Here is a 24,109-nt window from a genome sequence, read left to right on the forward strand (position 1 = left end):
TAGTTGTTGCTATTTACCCACAGACTAAAAAACTAAATTAGGTTTCAACTCCTTTGAGATAAATGTGCCAATTTGATACGGAATTGGTATAATCTACGGCAACTATATCTAAAATTTTATAAAACAATAAATGGATTTATTTTCAACATTAGAAAATCAACAAACAATTGGTGAGTTTTCCGAAAAAGCCTATCTTAATTACTCGATGTATGTAATTTTAGATAGAGCATTACCACATATTTCTGATGGCTTAAAACCAGTACAAAGGCGTATAATCTATGCAATGAGTGAGATTGGTCTTAGTCATTTATCTAAGTATAAAAAGTCAGCTCGTACAGTCGGTGATGTTTTAGGTAAATATCACCCACATGGTGATAGTGCTTGTTATGAAGCAATGGTTCTTATGGCACAAGGATTTTCTTATCGTTATCCATTTATAGATGGTCAAGGTAACTGGGGGTCAGTAGATGATCCTAAGTCATTTGCTGCAATGCGTTATACAGAGTCTAGACTATCTAAATATGCGACTCTACTTTTAGAAGAGCTTAAAAAAGGTACGGTAAATTGGAAGAAAAACTTTGATGGTACAATGGACGAACCAGAGTTGTTGCCAGCGCAAGTACCAAATATCTTGCTTAATGGTGCAATGGGAATCGCTGTGGGAATGTCTACATATATTCCGCCGCATAATATCACAGAAGTTATAAATGCTTGCTTGCATTTATTATCAAATCCAAAGTCTACTATAGATGATGTTTTAGAGATAGTTTCAGCTCCAGATTATCCTGGTGGTGCAAATATCATCTCCTCTAAAGAGGAGATAGCAGAAGTGTATAAAGCTGGAGCTGGCTCAATAAGACAGCAAGCTGTTTATGATTTTGATAGTGATGGGAATATAGTTATCTCGAAATTACCTCATCAGGTAGCAAGTGCAAATGTTATGGAACAAATTGCAAACCAACTAAAAGCTCAAAAAATTACTTGGATCAAAAATATTCAAGATGAATCCGATGATAAAGACCCTATTAAAATTGTTTTATATTCTGGTACTACTAAGAAAAATACTACTAAGTTGATGGGGCATTTACTTGCAACAACGGATTTAGAAAAAAGCTTCCGTGTAAATATGAATATGATAGGACTTGATAATCGTCCAAGAGTTAAAAATTTACTAGATATTTTACAAGAATGGCTTGAGTACCGTAAGCAGACTTTAAGAAGAAGGTTACAAACCAGCTTAGATAAAGTTCTTGCAAGACTGCATATACTTGATGGCTTGTTGACAGCTTTTTTAAACATTGATGAAGTTATTGAGATAATCCGCAACTACGATGATGCTAGTGCTGAGTTACAAACTAGATTTTCACTTTCTGAGATTCAAGCAGAAGCAATTTTGAATATCCGTTTGAGAAAGTTAGCTAAAATTGAAGAGTTTGAAATTAGGAAAGAGCAACAAGAATTAGAGAAAGAAAGGTTGCTTTTAGAAGGTTATCTAAATAGTGAAGTTAAGTTTAGAAACTTAATGAAAAAAGAGTTCAAGCAAATTTTAGCAGATTTTGGCGATGATAGACGCTCACAGATAATCGCTGTTGAGAAAGCTCAAGCACTAGAAGAAAAAGATCTTATTCCTAATGAAAAAGTTACAGTACTACTTTCTAAAGCAGGTTGGTTGAGATGTGCTAAAGGTGAAAATATTGATCCAACAGGTTTAAACTATAAGCCCGAAGACAGTCATTATTTGGCTGCATCAGGCAACAGTAATGTTAGAGTAGTATTTTTCTCTAAGCTAGGTAAATCATACTCTATGTTTATAGATAAACTACCTTCAGCTCGTGGTTATGGAGAGCATATTACTACTTATATTCCACTGGATAAAGATGATGAGATTATAGGTGTATCATTTGTAAATTCTGCTGAGTATTTCTTACTAGCAAGTACTGAGGGTAAAGGTTTTGTTATCCCGGCTAATGATCTGATAGTAAATAAAGTGACAGGGAAAAACATTTTTGATGCTAGTGAGGTTAGTGAATTTGAGCCATTTGATAGTTCTCTAAAAGCACTTCTTCTAAGTTCTCAGGGTCGAGCGGTAGTTCGTGATTTTGCTAGTTTTGCTATTATGAAAAGAGGAAAAGGTAAATCAATTATTAAATTAGATAAAAAAGATAAACTTAAGTTTATCAAATTCTTTGATCCGCAAAATACTGAAGTAATCCTAAAAGCAGGCAAAAGATTTATTCGTATTGATAGTAAAAATATTGATACCTACTCAACTGATAAAGCCTCTGGTGGAGGAGTTCTTCTACCACAAGGATTTAGAAAAATTACAAAAATTGAAATGGAAAAAAGATAGGCTTTATATGCAATCACAAGAACTTCATGTTTAGATTTATTCTTACACTTATTGCTATCTCGGGAATATTTACTTTAGATATTTATTTACCAGGAGTTCCAGAACAAATAAATTCTTTGAATGTAAGTAATATGGCAATTAGCTGGACCTTTACTATATTTTCAATTACTTTTGCTATATCACAATTAATTGCTGGCCCATTATCTGATAAGTATGGTAGAAAGCCTATATTAGTATTTGGACTATTATTAGCAGTTATATCAACTCTTTTATGTGGAATAGCTCAGAATTACTGGCAATTTTTGTTATTTAGGATATTGCAAGCAGTTGGAGTATCATGTGTCGTTGTAGCTAACGCAATAATTAGAGATTTACATGACGGGGTTGTAGCTACCAGATTGAGAGGGTATATAACAATGGTAGCTGGAGTAACTATTTCATTAGCACCAGCTTTAGGTTCATTTCTCGTGTACTTTTGTGGATGGAGGGGTACATTTGTTTTAAGTTCAGTGGTTTTCCTTATTACACTGGTATTAATAATATTTTTCTTTAAAGAAACAGCAATACCTCATAAGATAAGTTCTAAACAAATAGTTAGAAATTATTATGATCTTATTAGGTATAGCCCTGAATATATGAGACGAAATACACAGTATGCACTAGGTTATTCTGTTCATTTTTGTTTTGTAATTATGTCATCTTATATAATAGTAGTGCAAATGAAGTATAATCTCTTTGTATATAGTCTTTTTATGGTGTTTTATGGTTTAGCCTTATCTATCAGTGGTTTTATCACAAACATGTTAAGTGTCAAATACAACAATGTTCAAATTATTCAAATAGGAGCTGTAATTATGCTATTGAGTGCGGTGTCATTGTTAGTGTTTAATTTTATAGGGTATTCTAATATTTATGTTTTTACGATATTTATATTAATGATGATTTTAGGAGGGACTATTCTTAGGCCTAGTAGCTTAACTCTTGCACTTAGTTCTGTGCCCAAGTTATCAGGGCAAGGTTCAGCAGGAATAAGTTTATTACAGTTTTTGTTATCAGGAATAATTGCTAGTATAATAAGTCTTTCTAGTAACAATATTGTAAATACGATTTGTATTTATACCATATTGGCAGGCTTTATTATTTATTTTATAAATAGGGATAAAAAATATAAGTAACTAGCAATAAATGTGTGGTTTGAATGATTAGGATTTACTTATAGCATCAAAAAAATCTTTAATTGTGCAATGCTCTTCTATAGGATGACGAAGGTTTTTATCTTTATTTATGCTGTAGCAATTATTTCTACCTTCTTTGGTAACTTTTAGATAGGCAGTCTCAGTTAGGTCACCTAGAATATTTAGGACAGCTCTTTCAGTGATCCCAACCTTGATAGCCATATCTCTAATAGTAATTTTGGGATTACTATTAATGAGATAGAGAATATGAGAATGATTTGTTAAAAATGTCCAGTTAGTTTGTTTTTTGGTAGACATAATAAATTCTCTCTATAATTTAGGTTTAATACATATATTTTTATTTATGTATTTTCATTCATGTATTATATTTCTTTAAATATATTTGTAAATAGTTATTTTATTTTTTTTATATTTAAATTCTATTAATCTCTAAAAATATATAGCCTAAATATACCTTTCAATGTATTATTTATCCAAAATTGTAGAACAGTGATTTCATATGATTAATTTCTTAGCAAAAAATCAAAATTGGGCAAAAATAACTCCGTGGGCAGGAATAGTTTTTATAACTCTTTTATTTATAAACTTTTCTTTGGCTGATCCTCATTTTTGGGCTTTATTGAATATTCCACTATATTTATTTCATCAGACAGAAGAGCATTATATCCCAGGTGGGTTTAAAGATTTTATGAACCAAAAAGTTATGGGTCTTCCTACAGGGAAAGAAAAGCTTACAGACATTAAGATTTTCTGGATAAATATTTTGATGGTATGGCTAGCATTTGCTATATTTGGAGCGTTAAGTTTTATAAATATAGGTTTTGGTTTGCTAATCATAATATTTAGTATAATGAATTGCCTGACACATATAGCAGAAGGTGTTAAACGCAAAAGTTGGAATCCTGGCTTGGTGATGGCAACACTACAATTTTTGATTTCAATATATGCTGCATATTTTGTTACAGTCCATGGTTTGACTAGTCCTTTGCTATGGTGGGTTGGAACTATAGTTTTTTCTATAGTAGCTCATGTTATACTATTTAAAGCTGTAATGACTAAAGACTAAAAAAACACAAATAAAGCTAAAAAATATTTACAAACACTCAAGAGAATATAATTAAATCATGTCAGAAGATAGATATAAAATTACGAAAAAAGTTACAATAGTTGGAATGTTTATAAATGCATTATTAGCATTTGTAAAGATGTTAATAGGGATAGTTGGTAGATCACCAGCATTATTTGCTGATGGCGTACATTCACTATCAGATCTTATAAGTGATGTGATGGTTTTATTTGCAGCTAAATATGCAAGTATTGGAGAGGATGAAAATCATCCTTATGGACATGAAAGAATTGAAACGATAGCAACATTAGTTATATCTGCACTACTTATAGCTGCAGGTTTTATGATAGTTTATCACTCATTGTCTGTTCTGATTGATGGTGGATACACTACACCAGATAAGTTTACAGTATATGCCGCAATATTTTCTGTATTTGGAAATGAGTTTATTTACCAGTATACAATGCGAGCTGCAAATAAAATTGACTCAGACATGCTCAGAGCAAATGCATGGCATAGCCGTTCAGATATGTGGTCATCTGTTGTTGTATTAGTTGGTCTTGCTGGTGCATTATATGGCTACGCTTGGATGGATGCTTTAGCTGCGTTTATAGTGTGTTATATGATTGTGAAGATGGGTGTGAAATGGGGATATTCAGCCGTTTCTGAACTTATTGATGAGGGTGTTGATGAAGAAACAAACGCTAAAATCCGAGAAATAATAGCTAATACTGAAGGTGTTGAAGATTTTCATTATCTGAGAACTAGAAAAATGGCAGGCAAAATCATGCTTGATGTTCATGTAATAGTAGATAAATATAGTACAGCTTCAGAGGGGCATTATTTTGCAGAAATTGTTAAGAGTAATATTTATCACAACATTGAGAATATTAAAGATATAACAGTACATATTGATGTTACAGACCATGAAGATGGAGTTATTAAGCTAGAGAGTTTTGAACCATCAAGAAAAGAAATTTATGCCGCTATAGCAGAGTTTTTAGAAGAATATGGTTTAGAAGAAAGTCTTATTTTAGGAAAAAATATGTCAATTTATTATTTTGATGATGTCATTAAGGTCGACCTTTTTGTTAAAAGGTCAAATGATCTTAAGAAGTATTCACAAATTATTGATAATTTTGAATTTAAAGGATTTAATATTAGTGTAAATCTTTATTGTCCATTATAAAGGAGTAAAATAGTGAAAATAAGAAAAGCAGTATTTCCAGTAGCAGGTTGGGGTACTAGGTTTTTACCTGCAACTAAGTCGTGTCCTAAAGAAATGCTTACAGTAGTAGATAAGCCTCTTATTCAGTATGCAGTAGAAGAAGCTATTGAGGCAGGATGTAAAGAACTTATATTTGTAACAAGCTCAAATAAAAAGTCACTAGAAGATCATTTCGATAGAAACTTTGAGTTAGAATATTCATTAGAAAAAAAGCAAAAATATGAATTATTAGAGATGGTTAAAAATATTGTTCCTAAAGATATTAGCTTCTTTTTTGTTCGTCAACCTGAAGCCTTAGGTTTGGGGCATGCAGTGCTATGTGCAAAACCATTAGTAGGCATAGAAGATTTTGCAGTTATATTGCCTGATGATCTTATTTATAATCATAATTGTGGTACTGGTGCTTTAAAACAGATGGTCAAAACTGTTGAGGGTACAGATATAAGAGGTTGTATCGCGACTCAACAAGTAGCTAAAAATAAAACAGACTCATATGGTATAGTTGCTAAAAATGATGAAAATATAATTAAAGCAATAGTTGAAAAACCAGCTCCAGAAAAAGCCCCTTCAACTACAGCTGTAGTTGGACGTTATTTATTGCCAAATAAGATTTTTAAGTGTCTTGAATCTACATCAGAAGGTGCTGGTGGAGAGATACAATTAACAGATGCGATTGCTAAGCTTGTTGATCTTGAAGAAAAAATTATAGCACATGATTTTAAAGGCACTCGTTATGATTGTGGTGATAAGCTTGGTTTTTTAATTGCAAACTATGAAATTGCATTACAACATAAAGAATTAGGCGATAAATTTAAAGATTACCTCGAAAATAGGTAGTCTATATTTTAAGTAAATACATTTGCATCAAATCAATAGCCTTATTGCACTAATGCAAATAGGTTAAATCATCTATGAAATCCAAAGAAAAAATATAAGTATCCTTAACATTACTAACTTCAGTTAGCAAAATAAATATGCTACTATGAAATCATGTGCAAATTATTTTGTAGTAACAAACATGTCATATTCAAAATTTCAGGTATCAAAAGAATTTATTGAAAAATCATATATAGATAATGATCTTTATGAGAAGCTTTATAAAGAATCTCTTGAAAATCCGGAGCATTTCTGGACAAAGCAAGCTAATCGTATGCATTGGGATAAGCCATTTACAAAAGCTTGCAATAGCAGCTTTGATAAGGTCGATATAAAGTGGTTTGAAGATGGTGAACTAAATGTTTGTTATAACTGTGTAGATAGACACTTACCTGAAAGAGCTAACCAAGTGGCTTTTATCTGGCAAGCAGATAACCCTAAAAAATCTCGTAAAATAACATACCGTGAGCTATATCATCGTGTTTGTGAAATGGCGAATATTCTTGAAGCAAATGGTGTTAAAAAGGGTGATGTTGTTACTATATATATGCCACTTGTGCCAGAGTCGATTTACGCTATGCTAGCTTGTGCTAGAATTGGTGCAATACATTCAGTTGTATTCGGTGGCTTCTCAGCAGAATCATTAAAGCAAAGAGTTATCAATGCAAAAAGTGACTTTATTATAACAGTAGATGAAGCTGTAAGATCTGGCAAGAGAATTCCAATGAAAGCTGGTGTTGATAAAGTAGTATCCGAAGTTGATGGAATCAGAAAAGTATTAGTTGTACAAAATACCGAGACAGAGAATATTACATGGAATGCTGAAAAAGATATTTGCTATGCAGAAGAATTAAAAAAGGTTTCTAATGAGCATGAGCCAAAGTCTTTTAAAGCTGAAACGCCATTGTTCATGCTTTATACATCAGGCTCAACAGGTGCACCTAAAGGGCTAGTTCATACCAGTGGTGGATACTTAGTTTATGCAAGCATGACTCATAAGCTTGTGTTTGACTATAAAGATCATGATGTGTATTGGTGTACCGCAGATATTGGTTGGATAACAGGACATACTTATGTGGTTTATGGTCCTTTAGCCAATGGTGCTACATCTGTTATATTTGAAGGTGTTCCAACTTATCCAGATGCTTCAAGACTATGGCAAGAGGTAGACCAGCATAATGTTAGCATACTTTATACTGCACCAACACTTGTCAGATCACTATTAAAAGTTGGTGATCAATATCTTGAAAATACAACACGGAAATCACTTAGAGTATTAGGTTCTGTAGGTGAGCCAATAAATCCTGAAGCATGGAATTGGTTCGTCGAGAAAGGTGGTAATAATCAAGCGCCATTAGTTGATACTTGGTGGCAAACAGAAACAGGTGGCCATATGATAGCTCCTTTACCTGGGGCTCATAAATTAAAAGCAGGCTCAGCATCAAAGCCATTTTTTGGTGTTGATGTAGCTTTACTTGATACTGATGGTAACGAGATAGAAGGTATTGGAAAGGGAGCTTTATGTATTAGGCGAGCTACTCCGGGAATGGCCAGAACTATTTATGGTGACCATGATAGATATTTACAGACTTACTTTAGTAGTTTTAAAGGATTTTATTTCTCAGGAGATGCAGCTAGACGTGATGAAGATGGTTATATTTGGATAGAAGGTCGCATGGATGATGTAATTAATGTCTCTGGTCATAGAATGGCAACAGCTGAGATAGAATCTGCATTAAACACTCATCCACAGGTAGCAGAAAGTGCTGTTGTAGGTATGCCTCATGAGATTAAAGGCGAAGCAATATATGTTTACTGTATACTAAAAGATAGTAGTAAGTGTTCAGAAGAGGATTTTGCTGAAATTAGAAAAAGTTTAACTAAATACATACGACAAGAAATAGGTCCAGTAGCATCACCTGAAGTTATACAGTTTACTCCAGAGCTGCCAAAAACTCGTTCAGGTAAAATTATGCGTAGAATTTTAAGAAAAATCGCTGCTTCTGATTATGATAATTTTGGTGATATTTCTACACTATTGAACCCAGATATAGTAGAGTATCTGATACAAAATAAATAACACGTATAAATAACATGAATAAAAATCTAATTAAGGGCTATAGCAAAATAATGCTTGCTCTTACTTTTTGGGCTAGCCTATATCACATAGCTCCTATTCCATTAGGTTATGTGGATCTTTACTTAGTTGGCTTCTTCCGATATCTTTTTGCATCCATTATATTTTTATTAGTGCATTATCATTATACTAAAACTTTTTTCCCTAAACTAAATATAAAGCAATGGTTATATGTTATAGCTGTAGGTTTCTTCGGTGTGTTTTTGTATAACCTTACATTTTTATGGGCTGAAAAACTTATTTCTGGAAATATCGTTGCAATTATATATGCTTTCTCACCTTGTCTGATTACAGTAGCATCTTGTATAGTGTTTAAACTACATATAAATAGTCAGGCTAAAGCAGGGATTTTAGTAGCATTGCTTGGGACTGTAGGTGTTGTGATGTTTTCAGCAGGTGGAGATGTTTCTCAATGTCTTAATGGTATTGAGATAAATTTTGGAGAAGTTCTTAGTATATTAGCCGTTTGTTGTTTTGCATCATATGCTATTCTTGGTAAATGTTGTGTTCGAGAAGGTGTTCAGATGATCACTATAAATACGTATGGAGCTATAGTAGGAATGCTAATGTTTGGTGTGATATGTGGATTTAAGTCTGATTTTTCGCAAATAGCTCATACTGATTTTACATTTTGGGCTAGCATACTTTATATCTCAGTTTTCGCTACTGTTATCGCTTATGTATGGTATTTGGGAGCATTAGAAGAGATAGGTGTTTATAAGACTGCAGTTTTCCAAAATATGTTGCCATTTTTAGTCATTTTAATCGGTTTTATTTTCTGTGGAGAAACAATCTCAATGCTAGCTTTACTTTTTGGTGGGGTGGTTTTTTTAGGTGTATATCTTACAAATGTAGCAGTAAATAAAAAAGACTGATTTTAGTGCATCAAGTAAGCTATAGATCATTATAAAAACTATGTATTGGTCTTTTCTTAGAGTAATTGTTGATGGAATTATTTTACTTTAAGTAGCCTCAAAGCATTCATTATAACTAAAAAAGTAGCTCCCATATCAGCTGCTATTGCCATCCAAAGAGTTGCCAAATTCATAACTGCAAGACCAATAAATAATACTTTTAATCCAACAGCAAAAGAGATGTTCTGTTTTATGATTTTAAGTGTATTTCTAGAGTGATTGATCAACCATGGTAGTTTAGATATATCATCCGACATTAATGCTACATCGGCAGTTTCTATAGCTATATCATTTCCAATAGCGCCCATGGCAATTCCTAAGTTTGAGCTTGCAAATGCTGGTGCATCATTTATACCATCTCCTACCATAGCGACATGTTTATACTTACCAACTAATTCTTGAATTTTTGTGACCTTATCTTCAGGTAATAACTCAGCATAAAAGTTATCTACTCCACTTTGTTTTGCGATATTTTTAGCTGTGCCATAATTATCTCCAGTAAGCATTATTGTTTCATCTACGCCGACGTTTTTTAAATCTAATAATGCATCTGTAATATTTACTTTTAAGGCATCTTGTACACCAATAGCTCCAATTATTTTGGAATCATTTCCAATGAAAATTAAACTATAACCTTGTTCTTCGAGTATTAAAACTTTACTGTGCAACTCTTTATCGTTACACATGTTCTTTTCATGCGAATAAGCATGGCTTCCAAGCCAATAATTCTCATTTTGAAGTTTACCCCAAACCCCTCTACCTTCTATAATTTGTATATCGCTAGTTTTCAGAGGTCTTATTTGTTTGTTTATTGCGTAATTTTTAATAGTATTAGCTATTGGATGATCAATATTTTCTTCTAAACTTACGGCTATTTGTATAATCGTTTGTTTCGAGATATTATCTAAAGCTATAATTTTCTTGAGGATTGGACTACCAGTTGTAAGAGTACCTGTTTTATCAAAAGCTATTGCTTTAAGTTTTGCTGGAACCTCGATATAGGACCCACCTTTTATCAGGACTCCATTTCTAGCAGCACTTGCTAGTGATGATACTATTGATATAGGTGTAGATATCACCAATGCACAAGGGCATGCTATAACTAGTATTACAATTGCTTGATAAACCCACACACCCCAATTACCATCAAAAATCAATGGGGGGATAGTAGCTACTGCGATTGCAAGTATAATCATAATAGGAGTGTAAATTTTAGCAAAGTGATCAACCCATTTTTCAGATTCTGATCGTTTTGATTGGGCTTGCTCTACAGCTTTGATTATCCTTGCGATAGATGAGGTTTCAGAGGTTTTAGTCGTTTTTATTTCTAGCGGAGAGTTTCCGTTAATACTACCTGCAAATACTATGTCACCTGTTTTTTTAGCTACAGGTATAGATTCTCCAGTTATAGGAGCCTGATTTAAAAAGCTGTTCCCCTTAATTATCTCGCCATCAAGAGCAACTCTTTCACCTGGCTTCACTAGCAAAGTTTTGCCTATATTAACTTCAGCAATTAATTTCTCTTCAAACTTTTTATCATGATTACAGTAAACTAATGCAGTTTCAGGGGTGAGGCTCAAAAGTTTCGTTATAGCTGAACGAGCATTACCAACACTCCATGCTTCTAATAGCAAAGACAACGAAAATAAAAAGCTAACTATTGAGGCTTCGAACAGTTGACCTATAGTAACAGCACAAACTATAGCAATTAACATTAGCAAATTCATATCAGCATTGAATCTTTTGATTGCTGCATATGCTTTAGGAACCACAAACCAGCTACCAAATACTATAGCTAAAAGGTAAAAAACTCTGACTAAAGTTAACGTATTAGCATCTTCAGCTATAAAAGCATGTACGAAGCCATCTATAGCACCATGATATAGGTATGCGATTAAGATAAATATTCCACTGATTATTGTTGTTATTAATCGTACGTTTTTTTTAAGAAATGTTTCATTTTTATTTTTATTAATGAAATCTTCCCATAGTACAGCATTCAGCCCTGCTTTTTTGATTAAATTAATTATTTCTTTTGAAGCTACTTCATTGCTTTCATTATTTTTTTTTATGAGTAGTTTGCCGTTAAGTAGGTCAAACTCTAAATTATCTTGAGATATTTTTTTGCCGAGAGTTTTTTTAATTATGGTTACTTCTTCAATACAATCTAATCCATATACTTTAAAATTCATATATTCTGTAGTCATAATTTCACCTGCTTTGCATGTATTTCTGGTAGATGTTCAAGGTTGTTGTTGATCATATGCTGAACAGACTTTAGGTCTTTTTGAATGGTTTCGTCTTCACTTAAGGATCTAAGTAGCCATTTTAATTGTCCCTCATATGCATCATTAAAGAAGAAGTAGTGAAACCTCCCTTGTTTACGTTTAAAGATAAAACTGTTACGCCTTAGTATATCCAAATGCTTTGAAAGGGTTGAGTTGGCAAGATTAAAAACATGAGATAAGTGGCAGAGGCATAGCTCATGCTGGTATATTGCCATCAGTATTCTTATCCTTGTTTCCTCTCCGAGTGCTTTTTGGAAATCAACTATATCAAGTAATTTCATGTTTACAACCATGTTTCGCGAAGTAACGAAATGTTAAGTTATTATATTATCATTGTCAAATAAAAAGCAGCATATTCTAACGAAATTATTTTTTATTAAGATATTTTGAGTTAATAATACTGGAGCTTGCAGTCAATTTTAATGAGGTTAAACTGATAGGAATAGTTAGTTTAATTTAGAGTGATGTATTTTTTAGTTTCTGTAGAGATTTTAAGGACTATAGTTAGAAATATAGAGAATAATATAAGGATATAAATAATACTCATCCCTAAAGACCCCCAGATACTTTTAAAATGATTGATATAAATATTGCCCTCAAGATTAGCACGAATATCTTTCGGTATCTGTTTAGTGATAGTACCATCAGGAGCAATGATAGCCGTTATACCATTACTTGTAGTTGATAATACAAATTTAGAGTTTTCTATCGCTCGTACCTCTGATATTTGTAACTGCTGATAGCGAGCAATAGAGTCACCGAACCAAGAATCATCACTTATAATTGAGATATAGCCGGCACCTTGTAACTGGTCACGGATTTGCTCAGGGTAAGCTGTCTCATAGCACATGAAGTTTGCTAAAGGAGTACCAAAAGCATCCATTAATGGTTGTATGTATCTTCCTTGATTAAAATTACTAAGACCTGCACTGTCTACATAGCCAAAGAATTTGATTGGGAAATATTCACCAAATGGTACTAGGTGATGTTTGTTGTATACTCCGTGACCATTACCGACAATTATAGAGCTATTATAAATGTGTGAAGTATTATCACTAACCTTTTGAAGATTTAATGAACCAACTAGCATAGCATTATTGTTTTCGATATTTATATCTGTAAGCTCATTAAAGTACGGAACTTGATATTGGCGAAAAGAAGTTACAGCATTTTCAGAAAGAATAATCAAAGAGTTTTGATGTTGCTCAGCGATTTTCTTGTAGTATGCTTTCATTTTTATGAAATTATCTCGCTCCCATTTGAAACCTTGACCAAAATCCCCTTGTACGAGAGTTACTTTTTGTTCTTTACTTGTATGGTAATCAGGTTGTATGATAGAAATTATAGCTCCTGATAAATATAGTAGACCAATTATGATAATTGCTATTAGAGGCTTTTTAAGTTTTTTGTCTTGTATGATTGGTAGCATGTAAAATACTATCAAACATGAGATAAAAGCCACTACATAACTTACAAGGTAAACGCCACCAATATTTGCAAACCATATTAGTGGTGACTCTGTTTGTGAATACCCAATAGAAACCCATGGAAAGCCACCCCAAAGCAGGTTTGCTTTTACAATTTCAAAAAGTGTCCAAAGAGCAGGGTATACAATAAGTTTGATATAGTTCCTTGAGTTTTTTGTTAGTAAATAACTGCAAATTGCAAAAGGGACTATATGTAAAAAGCTTAAAAGTATGACTAATGCAACAGCTGCTGCTGTACCTGCAGCTATTGATTCTGTAAATAAGTGTATAGATACATAAACCCAAGAAATACTAGTACCAAAAAAGCCTATACCAAAAAGTAATGAGCGACAAAAAGCTTGTTTTAGACTTGTAGTATTACTAAGTAAGTAAAAAAATATACATAGTCCAACTATAGCGAGTATATCGATGCGAAATGGTGCAAAAGCGAGTGTTAAGACCGCACCACTTAATATTATAAGAATTGCTTTAAGTAGTTTTCTTTTCATTATTTTTTAAATTTCTCAACTAGTACATTTATGATTTTGCGATTATCTGCCTCATTTACAGTAAATTTAAAGCCATCTACAACTATACTGTCTCCTTTTGCGGGTAGATATTCAAGTGTTTGAATAATCATCCCAGCAATAGTATCAAAATCATTCTCATCATTTATAGATGTATTAAAGTATTCGTTAAAATCTTCAATAGCCGTTGTAGCATCGACTAAGTATTTATCATCAGCCATCTTGGAAATATTCTCATCGATAGTATCAAACTCATCTTCAATATCTCCAACAATCTCTTCTAAAATATCTTCTATAGTTATTAAGCCAGAAATTGCACCATATTCATCAACTACCATTGCTAGATGATTTTGACTATTTTTAAAATCTTTAAGCATTGAGTTAAGTTTTTTAGTCTCAGGGATAAATATTGCAGGGCGAAGAATGTTTTGAATATCTTTAGTTTGAATTTGTGTTTCTACAGCACCAAGTATCTCTATATCAAAAATTAATTTTAATAAGTCTTTTGAGTGTAAAATACCTAAAACTTCTGTTTTATTTTTACAATAAACCGGTATACGAGTATGAGTAGAACCAATAGTTTTTTCAAGCATTTCTCTGACTGACATTGACATATCAACTGAAATCATTTTTGTATGAGTTATCATAATATCTCCTACATCAAGAGATGATATTTTCATAGCTCCAAGAATCATGCTTTGAGATGATTTATCTATGACTTCATTATCAGTAGCTTTTTCGATTATATCAATAAGATCATCTTCATCTTTTATGTTGAAAATATTTGATATAAATTTCTTCATGAAAGAGCTTTTTTCTTTTTTTATTAAGTCATTATCACTAGACATTTTGTTCTCTTTATAATTTTTAGTTTATTAGTTATATGGGTTAGCTATGTTTAATTTAGCTAAAAGCTCTATCTCTAAGCTTTCCATCTCTTCAGCTTGCTTATTTTCTATATGGTCAAAACCTAACAAATGTAGCAATCCATGTATAAATATATGACACCAGTGGTTATCAAGGGGTTTGTTTTGCTCTATAGCTTCTTTTTTTAAGACGTCTGGAGCGATAACTATATCACCTAAAAAATCATTAGCAATTTCATCAGGTAGTCCTTCAGGCTTTTCAAACTCAAAAGAAATAATATTAGTTGGTTTATCTTTATTACGAAAATCACTGTTTATTTGTTGGATTTCATCATTTGAAACAATATTTACATTTACACTTGCAAGCTCTAGTCCGCTATGATTTGTTACTAACTCAAAGCATTTTAAAAGTTTATCTGTAGAGGGTATAGGGTACTCATCATCATTGATGATATTTAAATCTAAGTTTGATTCTATGGAGGCCATTATTTATTATTCTCATGTTTATCGTAAGCATTGACAATTTTTTGAACTATTTCATGACGGACAATATCAACAGATTTTAAATAATTAATACCAATACCATCAACATTTGAAAGTATTTTAAGAGCATTTTTCATGCCTGAAGTTACATTTTTTGGTAAATCCACTTGAGTTACATCACCAGTAATAACAGCTGTAGTATTAAAACCAATTCTTGTTAAAAACATTTTCATTTGTTCTTTTGTAGTATTTTGACTTTCATCTAATACTATAAATGAGTCATTGATAGTTCTACCACGCATATAAGCTAGAGGTGCAATTTCTATAGCTTGTCTTTCAATAAGCTTTGTGACTTTTTCAACACCCATAAAGTCAAATAAAGCATCATACATTGGGCGTAAGTATGGATCAATCTTTTGTGTAAGATCTCCAGGTAAAAAGCCTAGTTTTTCACCAGCTTCTACAGCAGGGCGGACTAGTACAATTCTACGCACTTCACCTCGTTCATAAGCAGCTACAGCACAAGCAATCGCAAGGTATGTTTTACCTGTACCAGCAGGACCGACACCAAATGTTACAAAGTTATTTTTGATGTTATCAAGATAGGCTGCTTGGTTTTGCGTACGAGCTCTAAGCTTTTTACTGCGAAGTTGTACTTCACCTTCTGCTGACTCTCGTGGGCGAGGTGTTTCATTTGTTTGCTCTTTTGCTGTAGCATTTAGAATAGTTGAGATTTCTTCTAAATCAAGATGTGTACTACCACCTAAAATTTCAGCATAACAAGATTTTACAAATCTGCGAGCTTGAGTGTTATTTGCACTAGAGTTACTTTCTATCTCAAATTCATCTGCTCGATGTTTAATCTCAACATTGAAATAATTTTCTATTGCACGAATATTTTCTTCTAAATTACCACAAAGAATACCAAGCGAGTCGTTGTCGTAAGGTTCTAGTGTAAACTTGGTTTTGTTCATATATTTAAATCAGCTCTCCTTTTAGAGAATTTGGGTGTGCTTCTGTTATCTTAATATCTATAAAGTTACCAATCAATGATTCATCACCGATAAAGTTTACAATTCTGTTATTTTCTGTTCTACCAGCTAAGACATTGTCTGACTTTTTAGACTTACTTTCTACAAGTATATTTTGCACAGTGCCAACCATTTGTCTTGAGATGATTTGAGCATTACTTTTTAGTAGTGCTTGTAGTCTAGCTAAACGCTCTTTTTTAACTTCCATAGGAGTATCATCTGGTAAATCTGCAGCTGGAGTACCAGGGCGTTTACTATAGATAAAGCTAAATGAGTTATCAAACTGTATATCTTTGACAAGATCCATAAGCTTTTGGAAATCTTCCTCTGTTTCACCAGGGAAACCAACGATAAAATCAGATGATATTGTAATATCTGGACGAAGAGCCTTAAGCTTTCTAATCTTTTGTTTAAACTCAAGTATAGTATGGTTTCTTTTCATATTTGTAAGAATACGGTCTGAACCATGCTGTACAGGTAAATGTAAATGATTTGCAAGTTCTGGCACACTACCGTAAGCATCTATCAAGTTTTGAGAAAACTCAACAGGGTGTGAAGTTTGGAATCTAATTCTATCAATACCATCAATTTCAGCTATGAAATGTATTAGTAAAGCTAAATCTGCTATTTGACCATTTTCCATTGGACCCATATAGTGATTTACATTTTGCCCAAGTAGAGTAATTTCACGCACACCTTGTTCTGCTAATACAGCACATTCTGCTAGTACATCTTCAAAAGGTCTGTTTACTTCAGGCCCACGAGTATAAGGTACTACACAATATGAGCAATACTTATCGCAACCTTCCATAATAGATACAAATGCTTTAGCACCTTCAGCTTTTGGCTCTGGTAAGTAATCAAACTTTTCTATTTCAGGGAAAGAAATATCTACCTGAGACTTTTGAGTTTCAGATTTTTGCTTAATAAGTTCCGGCAATCTATGGATAGTCTGTGGGCCAAATACTAAATCTACAAATGGAGCTCTACGGATAATATTTTTACCTTCTTGAGAAGCTACACAACCACCAACACCGATAATTAAATCTTCATTTTTATCTTTAAGTTTTTTCCATCTACCCAGTTGGTGAAATACTTTTTCTTGAGCTTTTTCACGGATAGAGCAAGTATTTACGATTATAATATCTGCTTCTTTATAATCATCTGTCTTTGATGTGTTGTAACTTTCGTTTAGAATTTCGTACATTCTTGATGAATCATACTCATTCATCTGACAACCCATTGTCTTGATAAATACTTTTTTATCTTGCTTTATTTCTTTCATTAGAAACCTTTTTTATTAAAATTTATACATATAAAATCTCCGAAATTCTATCATAAAAACAGTTTAAAATCACTTTCAATATCTCTCAGGCTAATGCAGAATATATATAGCTAATCTAATAATTTTTAAAAACATGCAACAAAATCAATTTACAGATTCTAAAATATGGGACTATTGCCTTGAAACTACTAGTGATTTATCAGATACACTTTTAGAGCTTGCAAATAAAACTCGTGATAGTGTACATGGTTCGCAAATGCTATCAGAAAAGATAGTTACAAAGCTTTTGCAGATGTTAGTATTTACTAATCAGGCAAAGCTATGCGTAGATGTCGGTACATATACAGGGATGTCTGCTATAGCAATGGCAGAAGCTTCACCAAGTGCAAAAGTAATAACTATAGATAGACCAAATCAAGCAGGGCAAGAGCTTGCAGACTTTTATATAAGCAAGTATACAAATATTGAGTCTATAGTAGAAGATGCAATAACAGCTTTACCAAAGTTGCCTGATAATATAGATGTAGCATTTATTGATGCAGATAAAAAACAAACACAGAGTTATTTTGATATATTATTACCGAAACTTAGTAATAATGGCATTATAGTTGTTGATGATGTTTTGTGGCGTGGAGAGGTTGTAGACTCTCAAGATAAACGCGCAAAAGCTCTTGATGATTTTAATAGAAATATTAAGTCACGAAAAGATGTTGAGAGTTTAGTTTTACCTATTCGCCACGGTGTGAATATTATTAGAAAAAAATCTTAAAAGGGATGACGATGAAAATTAAAAAAATAATTTCAGCAGTAGCTATAGTACAGCTAGGCTTAGTTTCTGCAGGTTTTGCAATAAGTTGTGATGTTCCAAATATTGATGGAGTGAAATGGTATAATGAGTCGGTTGAGAAAAGAGCTATAGCATTAGAGGTTTATAACCTTGCTAAAATCAAAATCGCCGAGCAAATTAAGAAAGAAAAACTACAGTCTGGTACATGGGGTATAGTTTTAGATATAGATGAAACTACTCTAGATAACTCTTGGTTAGAGCATGATGATTATAAGAATTATCAGTATAATCCGGATAAGTTTGATAAAGCTTTGAAGGAAGAAAAGTCTATAGCAATTCCAGGAGCTAAGATGCTGACTAACTTTGTGCATAAAAAAGGCGGTTTTGTGAGTTTAGTCACAAATAGAACTGGTAATGATAAGGAGCTGATTAAAGCTACAGAAGAAAACTTATCTGAACAGGGTATTTACTATGACCAGATACTTTTTACAAACAAAAATCAAGAAAATCATAATGATAAAAACCCTCGCTTTAAAGCAGTTAGTACAGGTAAATATTCTGAAGGGATGATTTACACTGATAAGTTGCCAGCTCATGATATAGTTGCTTATTTTGGCGATAATATTCAAGACTTTCCAGCAATGACTCAAGAGAAAATGAAAACAGCTGATGATAGTCAATTTGATGTGTTTGGGAGTAAGTATTTTATATTACCAAATCCTATGTATGGCAGTTGGCAGTAGGAAATAGCTATTATGGCAAAATTATATTTTAGGTATTCATCGATGGATGCGGGTAAAACTCTAGACTTACTTAAAGTTGCTTATAACTATGAAGATAGAGGGCGTACACCACTGATACTGACTTCAGCTGTAGATAAGCGAGCAGGTCCAAACAAGGTCAAGTCGCGTATCGGTATAGACCAAGATGCTTATTCTCTAACTGCAGAAGATAACATTTATAGTTATGTGAAAAGCCAGCTTAAACAAGGTGCTATAGATTGCATACTGATAGATGAGATCCATTTTTTCACCCCTAAACAAGTGTGGCAATTATCAGATATAGTTGATGATCTAAATATCCCTGTTATTTGTTATGGTTTGCGTTCTAATTACCTTGGGCAACCATTTGAAACGGCGGCGTTATTATTGGCTATAGCAGATACACTTGAAGAGGTTAAAACTATCTGCCATTGTGGTAAAAAAGCTAGTTTTAATATGATGGTACAAAATGGTGTAGCTGTCAAAGAAGGTAACCCTATAGTAGTTGATGATGACTCACTTAAAGAGATAGATACTAAGTATGTGTCTGTTTGTAGAAAACACTGGAAGGAAGGTGTTTATTGTTGAAAATGGAAAATTTAAAAACCTTAAAGTTTTCTATAAAGAAACTATTTTTATCTATATCAGTAATATTTTTTGCTGGAAGTTGTAGCCTATCAGGAATGTATGGGTATAATGATGACGAGTATTACTACCCAAATAGTGCAGGTGGTTTGTCAGATAAATATTTTCATCAGACAACTGAGCAATTTATAACAAATCCAAATACTGCCCCAGGTGAGTACTATGAAGAAACAGGGCATGCTGTAGATAGTCCATTTATGCAGGGTGGTAATATGTTTATGTATGGCGGTGGCTATATGAGTACCCCTGCTGAAGACGCTATATAGTTGAGTATAAATTAGGAAATAATAATGAATAATAACAAAAACATGAGCTTTGCTGCGCGTATAGTTCATATGGTTGGATTTGAAGTTTTTGGTGTAATAATTTTCACACCATTTGCAATGTTTGTTTTAAATGAAAGCATGTCGCATATCGGTTTTTTAGCGATAGCAGTTTCATTGATAGCTATGGTTTGGAATCTTGTATATAACTATGCGTTTGACATTGTCGAAAATAAATTTGATGGGCATAGGTCAACAAGAGGGGTTTTACTTCGAATTCTTCATGCTTTATTGTTTGAAGCTGGATTACTTATAATTACAATTCCACTTATAGCATATTGGCTTAGTATGGACTTTATAACAGCGCTACTTGTAGATATTGGTTTTGTGGTTTTCTATTTGGTGTATGCTTTTGTATATAACTATATATTTGATAAAATTTATTTTAGAAATAGTAAAACAATATCTGTTACAACTAACGATAAGTTAGATTGTGCTTAATATCAGTAAAAATTTATCTTTAGGATTTTATTTTTAAAGTATGAAGAATTATTTATTGCAAGTTGAGTATTTTGGTAAAGATTATTGTGGCTGGCAAAGACAAAGCCATTCTCCAAGTATTCAAGAGGAGCTAGAAAAAGCTTTATCAAAAGTAGCAAATCACCACGTTGAAGTTATATGTGCTGGCCGTACTGATACTGGCGTTCATGCAACCTCTCAAGTTGTGAATTTCTTATCTGATGCTAATAGGGATGTAAATGCTTGGCATAGGGGTGTAAACGCTTTACTACCACAAGATATAAAAGTGCATATTTTAAAAGAGGTAAGTCTAGATTTTCATGCAAGATTTTCAGCTCTTAATAGAACTTATAATTATGTTTTATATAATGCTCCTACTAGTTCGCCAATATTTGCAAATCATAGTTTATGGGAGCGAAACCCACTTGATATTGAAAAGATGAATGAAGCTTGTAAACACCTGATTGGTGAGCAAGACTTTAGTTCGTTTAGGTCTTCACAATGCCAAGCAAATACTCCATTTAGAAATATTCAAAAGGCTGAATTTGTCCGTTATGGTAGTTTTATAGTATTTGAAGTGGTTGGTAATGCTTTTTTACACCACATGATTAGAAACTTGATTGGGTCGTTTTTAAAAGTTGGGTTAGGGTTAAAAGAGCCATCATGGATACAACAATTACTAGAGTATAAAGACAGAACAAAAGCAGCTGAGACAGCTAAAGCACATGGTTTGTATTTTGTAGGGGTTGAGTATGAAGGAAATAGCTTTTATAAGTCTATTAAGGGTATTTTTTCAGTAAATACTTAGGTTATCTTAGAACTATATTTTCACCACAATAATTACTTAAATTATCTGTAGGTATTATGTGTTTTGAAAGATCTGTTTTTGATAATGATCTCCATTTATCATTAGATATATCTTCTATATTCTTATCTAATGAAACTCTTATTTCTTTGAGCATTCCTGTATCAGGATTACAAATTAAATCAAAATCATCTATATTTTTAGTAGGAAATTGTTTTAATATAATGCTGTAAAGCTCACTCTTTGTGACACTGTCTTTATTTTCAAGAGGAGCAACTAGAGTATCTCTAAAGAGATTAAGCATTTTTGATTGTACATAAAAATACTCAGGTTGATCCCACTTTAGCTGACATGTGCCGTGTTTGTTCCATTCATGCTCAGGTAAGCAAAATCCTGTGTTGTCACAGTATTTGGCAGCTGGTAGAGAATAATTCATTAGTATATTATTAAAAGCACTGGCTTGGTAATCATTAAATTTAGTACTGGTACAGTTACCATATGTAGTAGTCCCATTTACATTTGGCCATAAACCATGAAGAGTAACAGCGTAGTTATAATCACTTTTTAGTTCTTTATTTAGAGCTTGGCATTCTTGTTTACTTTGATTTTCTTTACAAAATCCAGGAGCCCAAGTAATTGCGAGTTTATAGCTATCGAAATCTCCTGCTTTTTCACCATCTGCAAAAGCGTACATGCTAGAAGTTATTAGAAATAGAGATATTAGAGATTTTTTGAACATAAGGTGTTGGTTAATTAAGGATCAGTTTATAAAAAAGGCTACTATATATTTTAAGTAAATAAAAGAGGGGGTTTATATTTATTCTGGTTTTGTAGTCTTATCAACAATCACAGCAGTAGTCATACTTCCGTGTATGTTTAAAGGAGTTCTAAAGCTATCAATAAGAGCATCAACGCCAAGTATTAGACCAATGATTTCCCATGGTAAGTTGAAGTAAGTAAATACAACACCAGCAGCAACATAAGCCGTACCCGGTATGCCTGAAACCCCAAGTGAAGCAAACATACAAATCAAGGATATAGATATTACAGTAACAAATGTAATGTCCATACCTGTAGCAGCCATAGCCATTATAGCTAATATAGCAGGAAATACACCTGCACATGCATTCATACCCATGGTTGTACCCATAGTAGGAGCAAATGTAGATACAGTCTCAGATAAGCCGTATCTATTAAGACCATTTATAGATAATGGTAGAGTTCCCATACTAGATCTAGAAGTTGCTGCAACTAGCATAGCTCTCCATATACTTTTGTAGAATTTGACTAAATTTGTACCGAAAACTAGAAGTAATACTATATGCATAAGCAAAACTATAAACATAGCTATATAACAAGCTAAAATAAATGAAAAGACAGTCGAGATACTACCCTTATCTAGCTCAATACTCATCTGGATCATCAAACCAAGTACACCATAAGGAGTAGTAGCAATTACTAATCTAGCTAGTTTTTTAATTACAAAGAAAGCTGAATCTATAAAATTTATAAATGGGCTAGCTAACTTACTATCTTCACGATGGGCAATAAGCATAGAAAAACCAATCAATATTGCAAATACAACAATAGCAATGACATTATTTTTGTCCATTTGGTGGACTATATTGTTAGGTAAAAAGCTAAGAATATTTTCAGAAATTGTTGCAGACTTCATCTCTTTAGTAACTTCGCCAATAGAGCTGATATCTATATTTTGACCAAGTTTCATGAAAATAGCTATAGATGATCCTATTGCAGCACTTATACCTGTTAGTACTAATAATATAACGATAGTTTTTACAGCTATTTTTATAATATATGAGCTATTATGGTTTCTTAAGCTAGTTATAGAATGAATTATGGATGTTAAAACTATTGGTATTATTAGCATCTGTAATAGAGAAATATATCCGTTAGCTAAGATGTTGTTTGCTTGTATAAAAGCACCATCTTTAGAATCTGTATAGTTATAAAGTATTCCTATTGATATACCTATTATTAAAGCTAAAACAGTTCTAAGGTTAAAGCTATATTTTTTGATATGAAGAAATATTAACAGGGCTAATGCGATTAGTAGGGTTATTAACATGTACTCACCTTTTAAATGTTTTGAGTTTGTAAGTATGATAATTGATATCAAAAAGATCCGAGGATTATAGCATACTTTACTAATTTGGTATAGTATTAAACGAGCATTGAGAGAGCAGAGTTTTTGTGCCATACTAGATATAGAAAATCGTTTCTAACAAAAGGAGATTTGTAATGTTTAATATCACAGATGAAAGCGGATATACCAAAATTGAAGTTGAAGGTAAGCTTACTCACAAAGATTATGTCGAGACATTAATCCCTAAGTTTGAAGAGTTAGCAGGTAAGGGTAAATTAAAAGTACTAGTTATAATGTCTAACTTTGAAGGTATTGAAGTCAAAGCAATGCTTGATGATCTAAAAACAGCGGTTAAACATCGAAAAGATTTTGAAAAAGTTGCAGTTGTTACAGAAGCAGATTGGATTAAGGTAGGACTTAATGTTTTTAAAGGTATTGTATCTGCAGATGTTAAAACTTTTCATGATGAAAAAAGTGCATCTATTTGGATGAATATTTAGAAAACAATT

24 protein-coding genes are annotated in these 24,109 nt (G+C 32.6%); 14 read left to right on the plus strand and 10 right to left on the minus strand.

The annotated features are described in order from the left end of the window. Positions 1-130 precede the first annotated feature (130 nt). Both parC and CDH04_RS03175 read left to right on the plus strand, forming a co-directional pair. Entirely contained in the window at positions 131-2,350 is a 2,220-nt protein-coding gene (gene parC / locus CDH04_RS03170; RefSeq protein ID WP_112869647.1) for a DNA topoisomerase IV subunit A, read from the plus strand. A gap of 26 nt (positions 2,351-2,376) precedes the next feature. After that, positions 2,377-3,525 carry an MFS transporter gene (locus tag CDH04_RS03175; protein WP_112869648.1) on the plus strand — a complete coding sequence of 383 codons (1,149 nt, stop codon included), beginning with the start codon at positions 2,377-2,379 and terminating at the stop codon, positions 3,523-3,525. A 27-nt stretch (positions 3,526-3,552) separates the two neighbouring features. Here the strand turns inward: CDH04_RS03175 and CDH04_RS03180 are convergent, their stop codons facing one another. Then, entirely contained in the window at positions 3,553-3,843 is a 291-nt protein-coding gene (locus tag CDH04_RS03180) for a winged helix-turn-helix domain-containing protein (protein ID WP_112869649.1), read from the minus strand. 202 nt (positions 3,844-4,045) lie between these two features. Between CDH04_RS03180 and CDH04_RS03185 the strand changes: the two genes are divergently transcribed. The 5 genes from CDH04_RS03185 to CDH04_RS03205 all read left to right on the plus strand — a co-directional run bounded on the left by CDH04_RS03185 (position 4,046) and on the right by CDH04_RS03205 (position 9,728). Beyond that, positions 4,046-4,612, plus strand: coding sequence for an HXXEE domain-containing protein (locus CDH04_RS03185; RefSeq protein WP_112869650.1), 567 nt, complete (start codon positions 4,046-4,048; stop codon positions 4,610-4,612). A gap of 58 nt (positions 4,613-4,670) precedes the next feature. Then, positions 4,671-5,801 (plus strand): cation diffusion facilitator family transporter, encoded by a 1,131-nt coding sequence (locus tag CDH04_RS03190; RefSeq protein ID WP_112869651.1) that lies wholly within the window; start codon positions 4,671-4,673, stop codon positions 5,799-5,801. A gap of 12 nt (positions 5,802-5,813) precedes the next feature. Beyond that, positions 5,814-6,677 carry a UTP--glucose-1-phosphate uridylyltransferase GalU gene (galU, locus tag CDH04_RS03195; RefSeq protein WP_112869652.1) on the plus strand — a complete coding sequence of 288 codons (864 nt, stop codon included), beginning with the start codon at positions 5,814-5,816 and terminating at the stop codon, positions 6,675-6,677. A gap of 181 nt (positions 6,678-6,858) precedes the next feature. Then, positions 6,859-8,796 carry an acetate--CoA ligase gene (gene acs, locus CDH04_RS03200; protein ID WP_112870879.1) on the plus strand — a complete coding sequence of 646 codons (1,938 nt, stop codon included), beginning with the start codon at positions 6,859-6,861 and terminating at the stop codon, positions 8,794-8,796. Positions 8,797-8,810: 14 nt separating this feature from the next. Further along, entirely contained in the window at positions 8,811-9,728 is a 918-nt protein-coding gene (locus CDH04_RS03205) for a DMT family transporter (RefSeq protein WP_112869653.1), read from the plus strand. Positions 9,729-9,805: 77 nt separating this feature from the next. On the opposite strand, the gene CDH04_RS03210 is transcribed toward CDH04_RS03205, so the two are convergent. The 7 genes from CDH04_RS03210 to miaB all read right to left on the minus strand — a co-directional run bounded on the left by CDH04_RS03210 (position 9,806) and on the right by miaB (position 17,704). Next, positions 9,806-11,974 carry a heavy metal translocating P-type ATPase gene (locus tag CDH04_RS03210; RefSeq protein ID WP_112869654.1) on the minus strand — a complete coding sequence of 723 codons (2,169 nt, stop codon included), beginning with the start codon at positions 11,972-11,974 and terminating at the stop codon, positions 9,806-9,808. Then, positions 11,971-12,336, minus strand: a complete 366-nt coding sequence (locus CDH04_RS03215; protein ID WP_112869655.1) for an ArsR/SmtB family transcription factor — start codon at positions 12,334-12,336, stop codon at positions 11,971-11,973. Before CDH04_RS03215 ends, CDH04_RS03210 begins: the two co-directional genes overlap by 4 nt. 170 nt (positions 12,337-12,506) lie before the next feature. Beyond that, positions 12,507-14,030, minus strand: coding sequence for an apolipoprotein N-acyltransferase (gene lnt / locus CDH04_RS03220; RefSeq protein WP_112869656.1), 1,524 nt, complete (start codon positions 14,028-14,030; stop codon positions 12,507-12,509). After that, on the minus strand, positions 14,030-14,896 hold the full coding sequence (locus tag CDH04_RS03225) for a CorC family transporter (protein ID WP_112869657.1): 867 nt from the start codon (positions 14,894-14,896) through the stop codon (positions 14,030-14,032). The genes lnt and CDH04_RS03225 overlap by 1 nt, the downstream gene beginning before the upstream one ends. A 27-nt stretch (positions 14,897-14,923) precedes the next feature. Next, on the minus strand, positions 14,924-15,400 hold the full coding sequence (gene ybeY / locus CDH04_RS03230) for an rRNA maturation RNase YbeY (RefSeq protein WP_112869658.1): 477 nt from the start codon (positions 15,398-15,400) through the stop codon (positions 14,924-14,926). Then, complete coding sequence (locus tag CDH04_RS03235) at positions 15,400-16,371, minus strand: PhoH family protein (RefSeq protein ID WP_112869659.1); 972 nt, start codon at positions 16,369-16,371, stop codon at positions 15,400-15,402. The genes ybeY and CDH04_RS03235 overlap by 1 nt, the downstream gene beginning before the upstream one ends. 4 nt (positions 16,372-16,375) lie before the next feature. Then, a complete protein-coding gene (gene miaB / locus CDH04_RS03240) occupies positions 16,376-17,704 on the minus strand; it encodes a tRNA (N6-isopentenyl adenosine(37)-C2)-methylthiotransferase MiaB (RefSeq protein ID WP_112870880.1) in 1,329 nt (442 codons plus the stop codon). Between the two features lie 142 nt (positions 17,705-17,846). Between miaB and CDH04_RS03245 the strand changes: the two genes are divergently transcribed. Genes CDH04_RS03245 through truA form a run of 6 tightly spaced genes read left to right on the plus strand, consistent with a single transcriptional unit; the run spans position 17,847 to position 21,496 of the window. Continuing rightward, complete coding sequence (locus CDH04_RS03245; RefSeq protein WP_112869660.1) at positions 17,847-18,482, plus strand: O-methyltransferase; 636 nt, start codon at positions 17,847-17,849, stop codon at positions 18,480-18,482. 17 nt (positions 18,483-18,499) lie between these two features. Further along, positions 18,500-19,243, plus strand: coding sequence for an HAD family acid phosphatase (locus CDH04_RS03250; protein WP_409254762.1), 744 nt, complete (start codon positions 18,500-18,502; stop codon positions 19,241-19,243). A gap of 12 nt (positions 19,244-19,255) precedes the next feature. Next, complete coding sequence (locus CDH04_RS03255; protein WP_112869662.1) at positions 19,256-19,849, plus strand: thymidine kinase; 594 nt, start codon at positions 19,256-19,258, stop codon at positions 19,847-19,849. Positions 19,850-19,851: 2 nt separating this feature from the next. Further along, a complete protein-coding gene (locus CDH04_RS03260; RefSeq protein WP_112869663.1) occupies positions 19,852-20,172 on the plus strand; it encodes a hypothetical protein in 321 nt (106 codons plus the stop codon). Between the two features lie 42 nt (positions 20,173-20,214). Then, the gene (locus CDH04_RS03265) at positions 20,215-20,670 is read left to right on the plus strand and encodes a PACE efflux transporter (protein WP_112870881.1); all 456 of its coding nucleotides are present in this window, start codon (positions 20,215-20,217) and stop codon (positions 20,668-20,670) included. Positions 20,671-20,710: 40 nt separating this feature from the next. After that, positions 20,711-21,496, plus strand: coding sequence for a tRNA pseudouridine(38-40) synthase TruA (gene truA, locus CDH04_RS03270; protein WP_112869664.1), 786 nt, complete (start codon positions 20,711-20,713; stop codon positions 21,494-21,496). A gap of 1 nt (position 21,497) precedes the next feature. Here truA and CDH04_RS03275 read toward each other — a convergent pair whose 3' ends face one another. Together CDH04_RS03275 and CDH04_RS03280 are read right to left on the minus strand one after the other, a co-directional pair. Continuing rightward, positions 21,498-22,232 carry a ribonuclease T2 family protein gene (locus CDH04_RS03275; RefSeq protein WP_112869665.1) on the minus strand — a complete coding sequence of 245 codons (735 nt, stop codon included), beginning with the start codon at positions 22,230-22,232 and terminating at the stop codon, positions 21,498-21,500. 78 nt (positions 22,233-22,310) lie between these two features. Next, positions 22,311-23,582, minus strand: coding sequence for a dicarboxylate/amino acid:cation symporter (locus CDH04_RS03280; RefSeq protein WP_112869666.1), 1,272 nt, complete (start codon positions 23,580-23,582; stop codon positions 22,311-22,313). A 173-nt stretch (positions 23,583-23,755) separates the two neighbouring features. Here CDH04_RS03280 and CDH04_RS03285 point away from each other — a divergent pair, with 173 nt between their 5' ends. Continuing rightward, a complete protein-coding gene (locus CDH04_RS03285; protein ID WP_112869667.1) occupies positions 23,756-24,100 on the plus strand; it encodes a SpoIIAA family protein in 345 nt (114 codons plus the stop codon). Positions 24,101-24,109 lie beyond the last annotated feature (9 nt).

The organism is Francisella adeliensis (genome assembly GCF_003290445.1).
GTDB classification, from domain to species: Bacteria; Pseudomonadota; Gammaproteobacteria; order Francisellales; family Francisellaceae; genus Francisella; species Francisella adeliensis.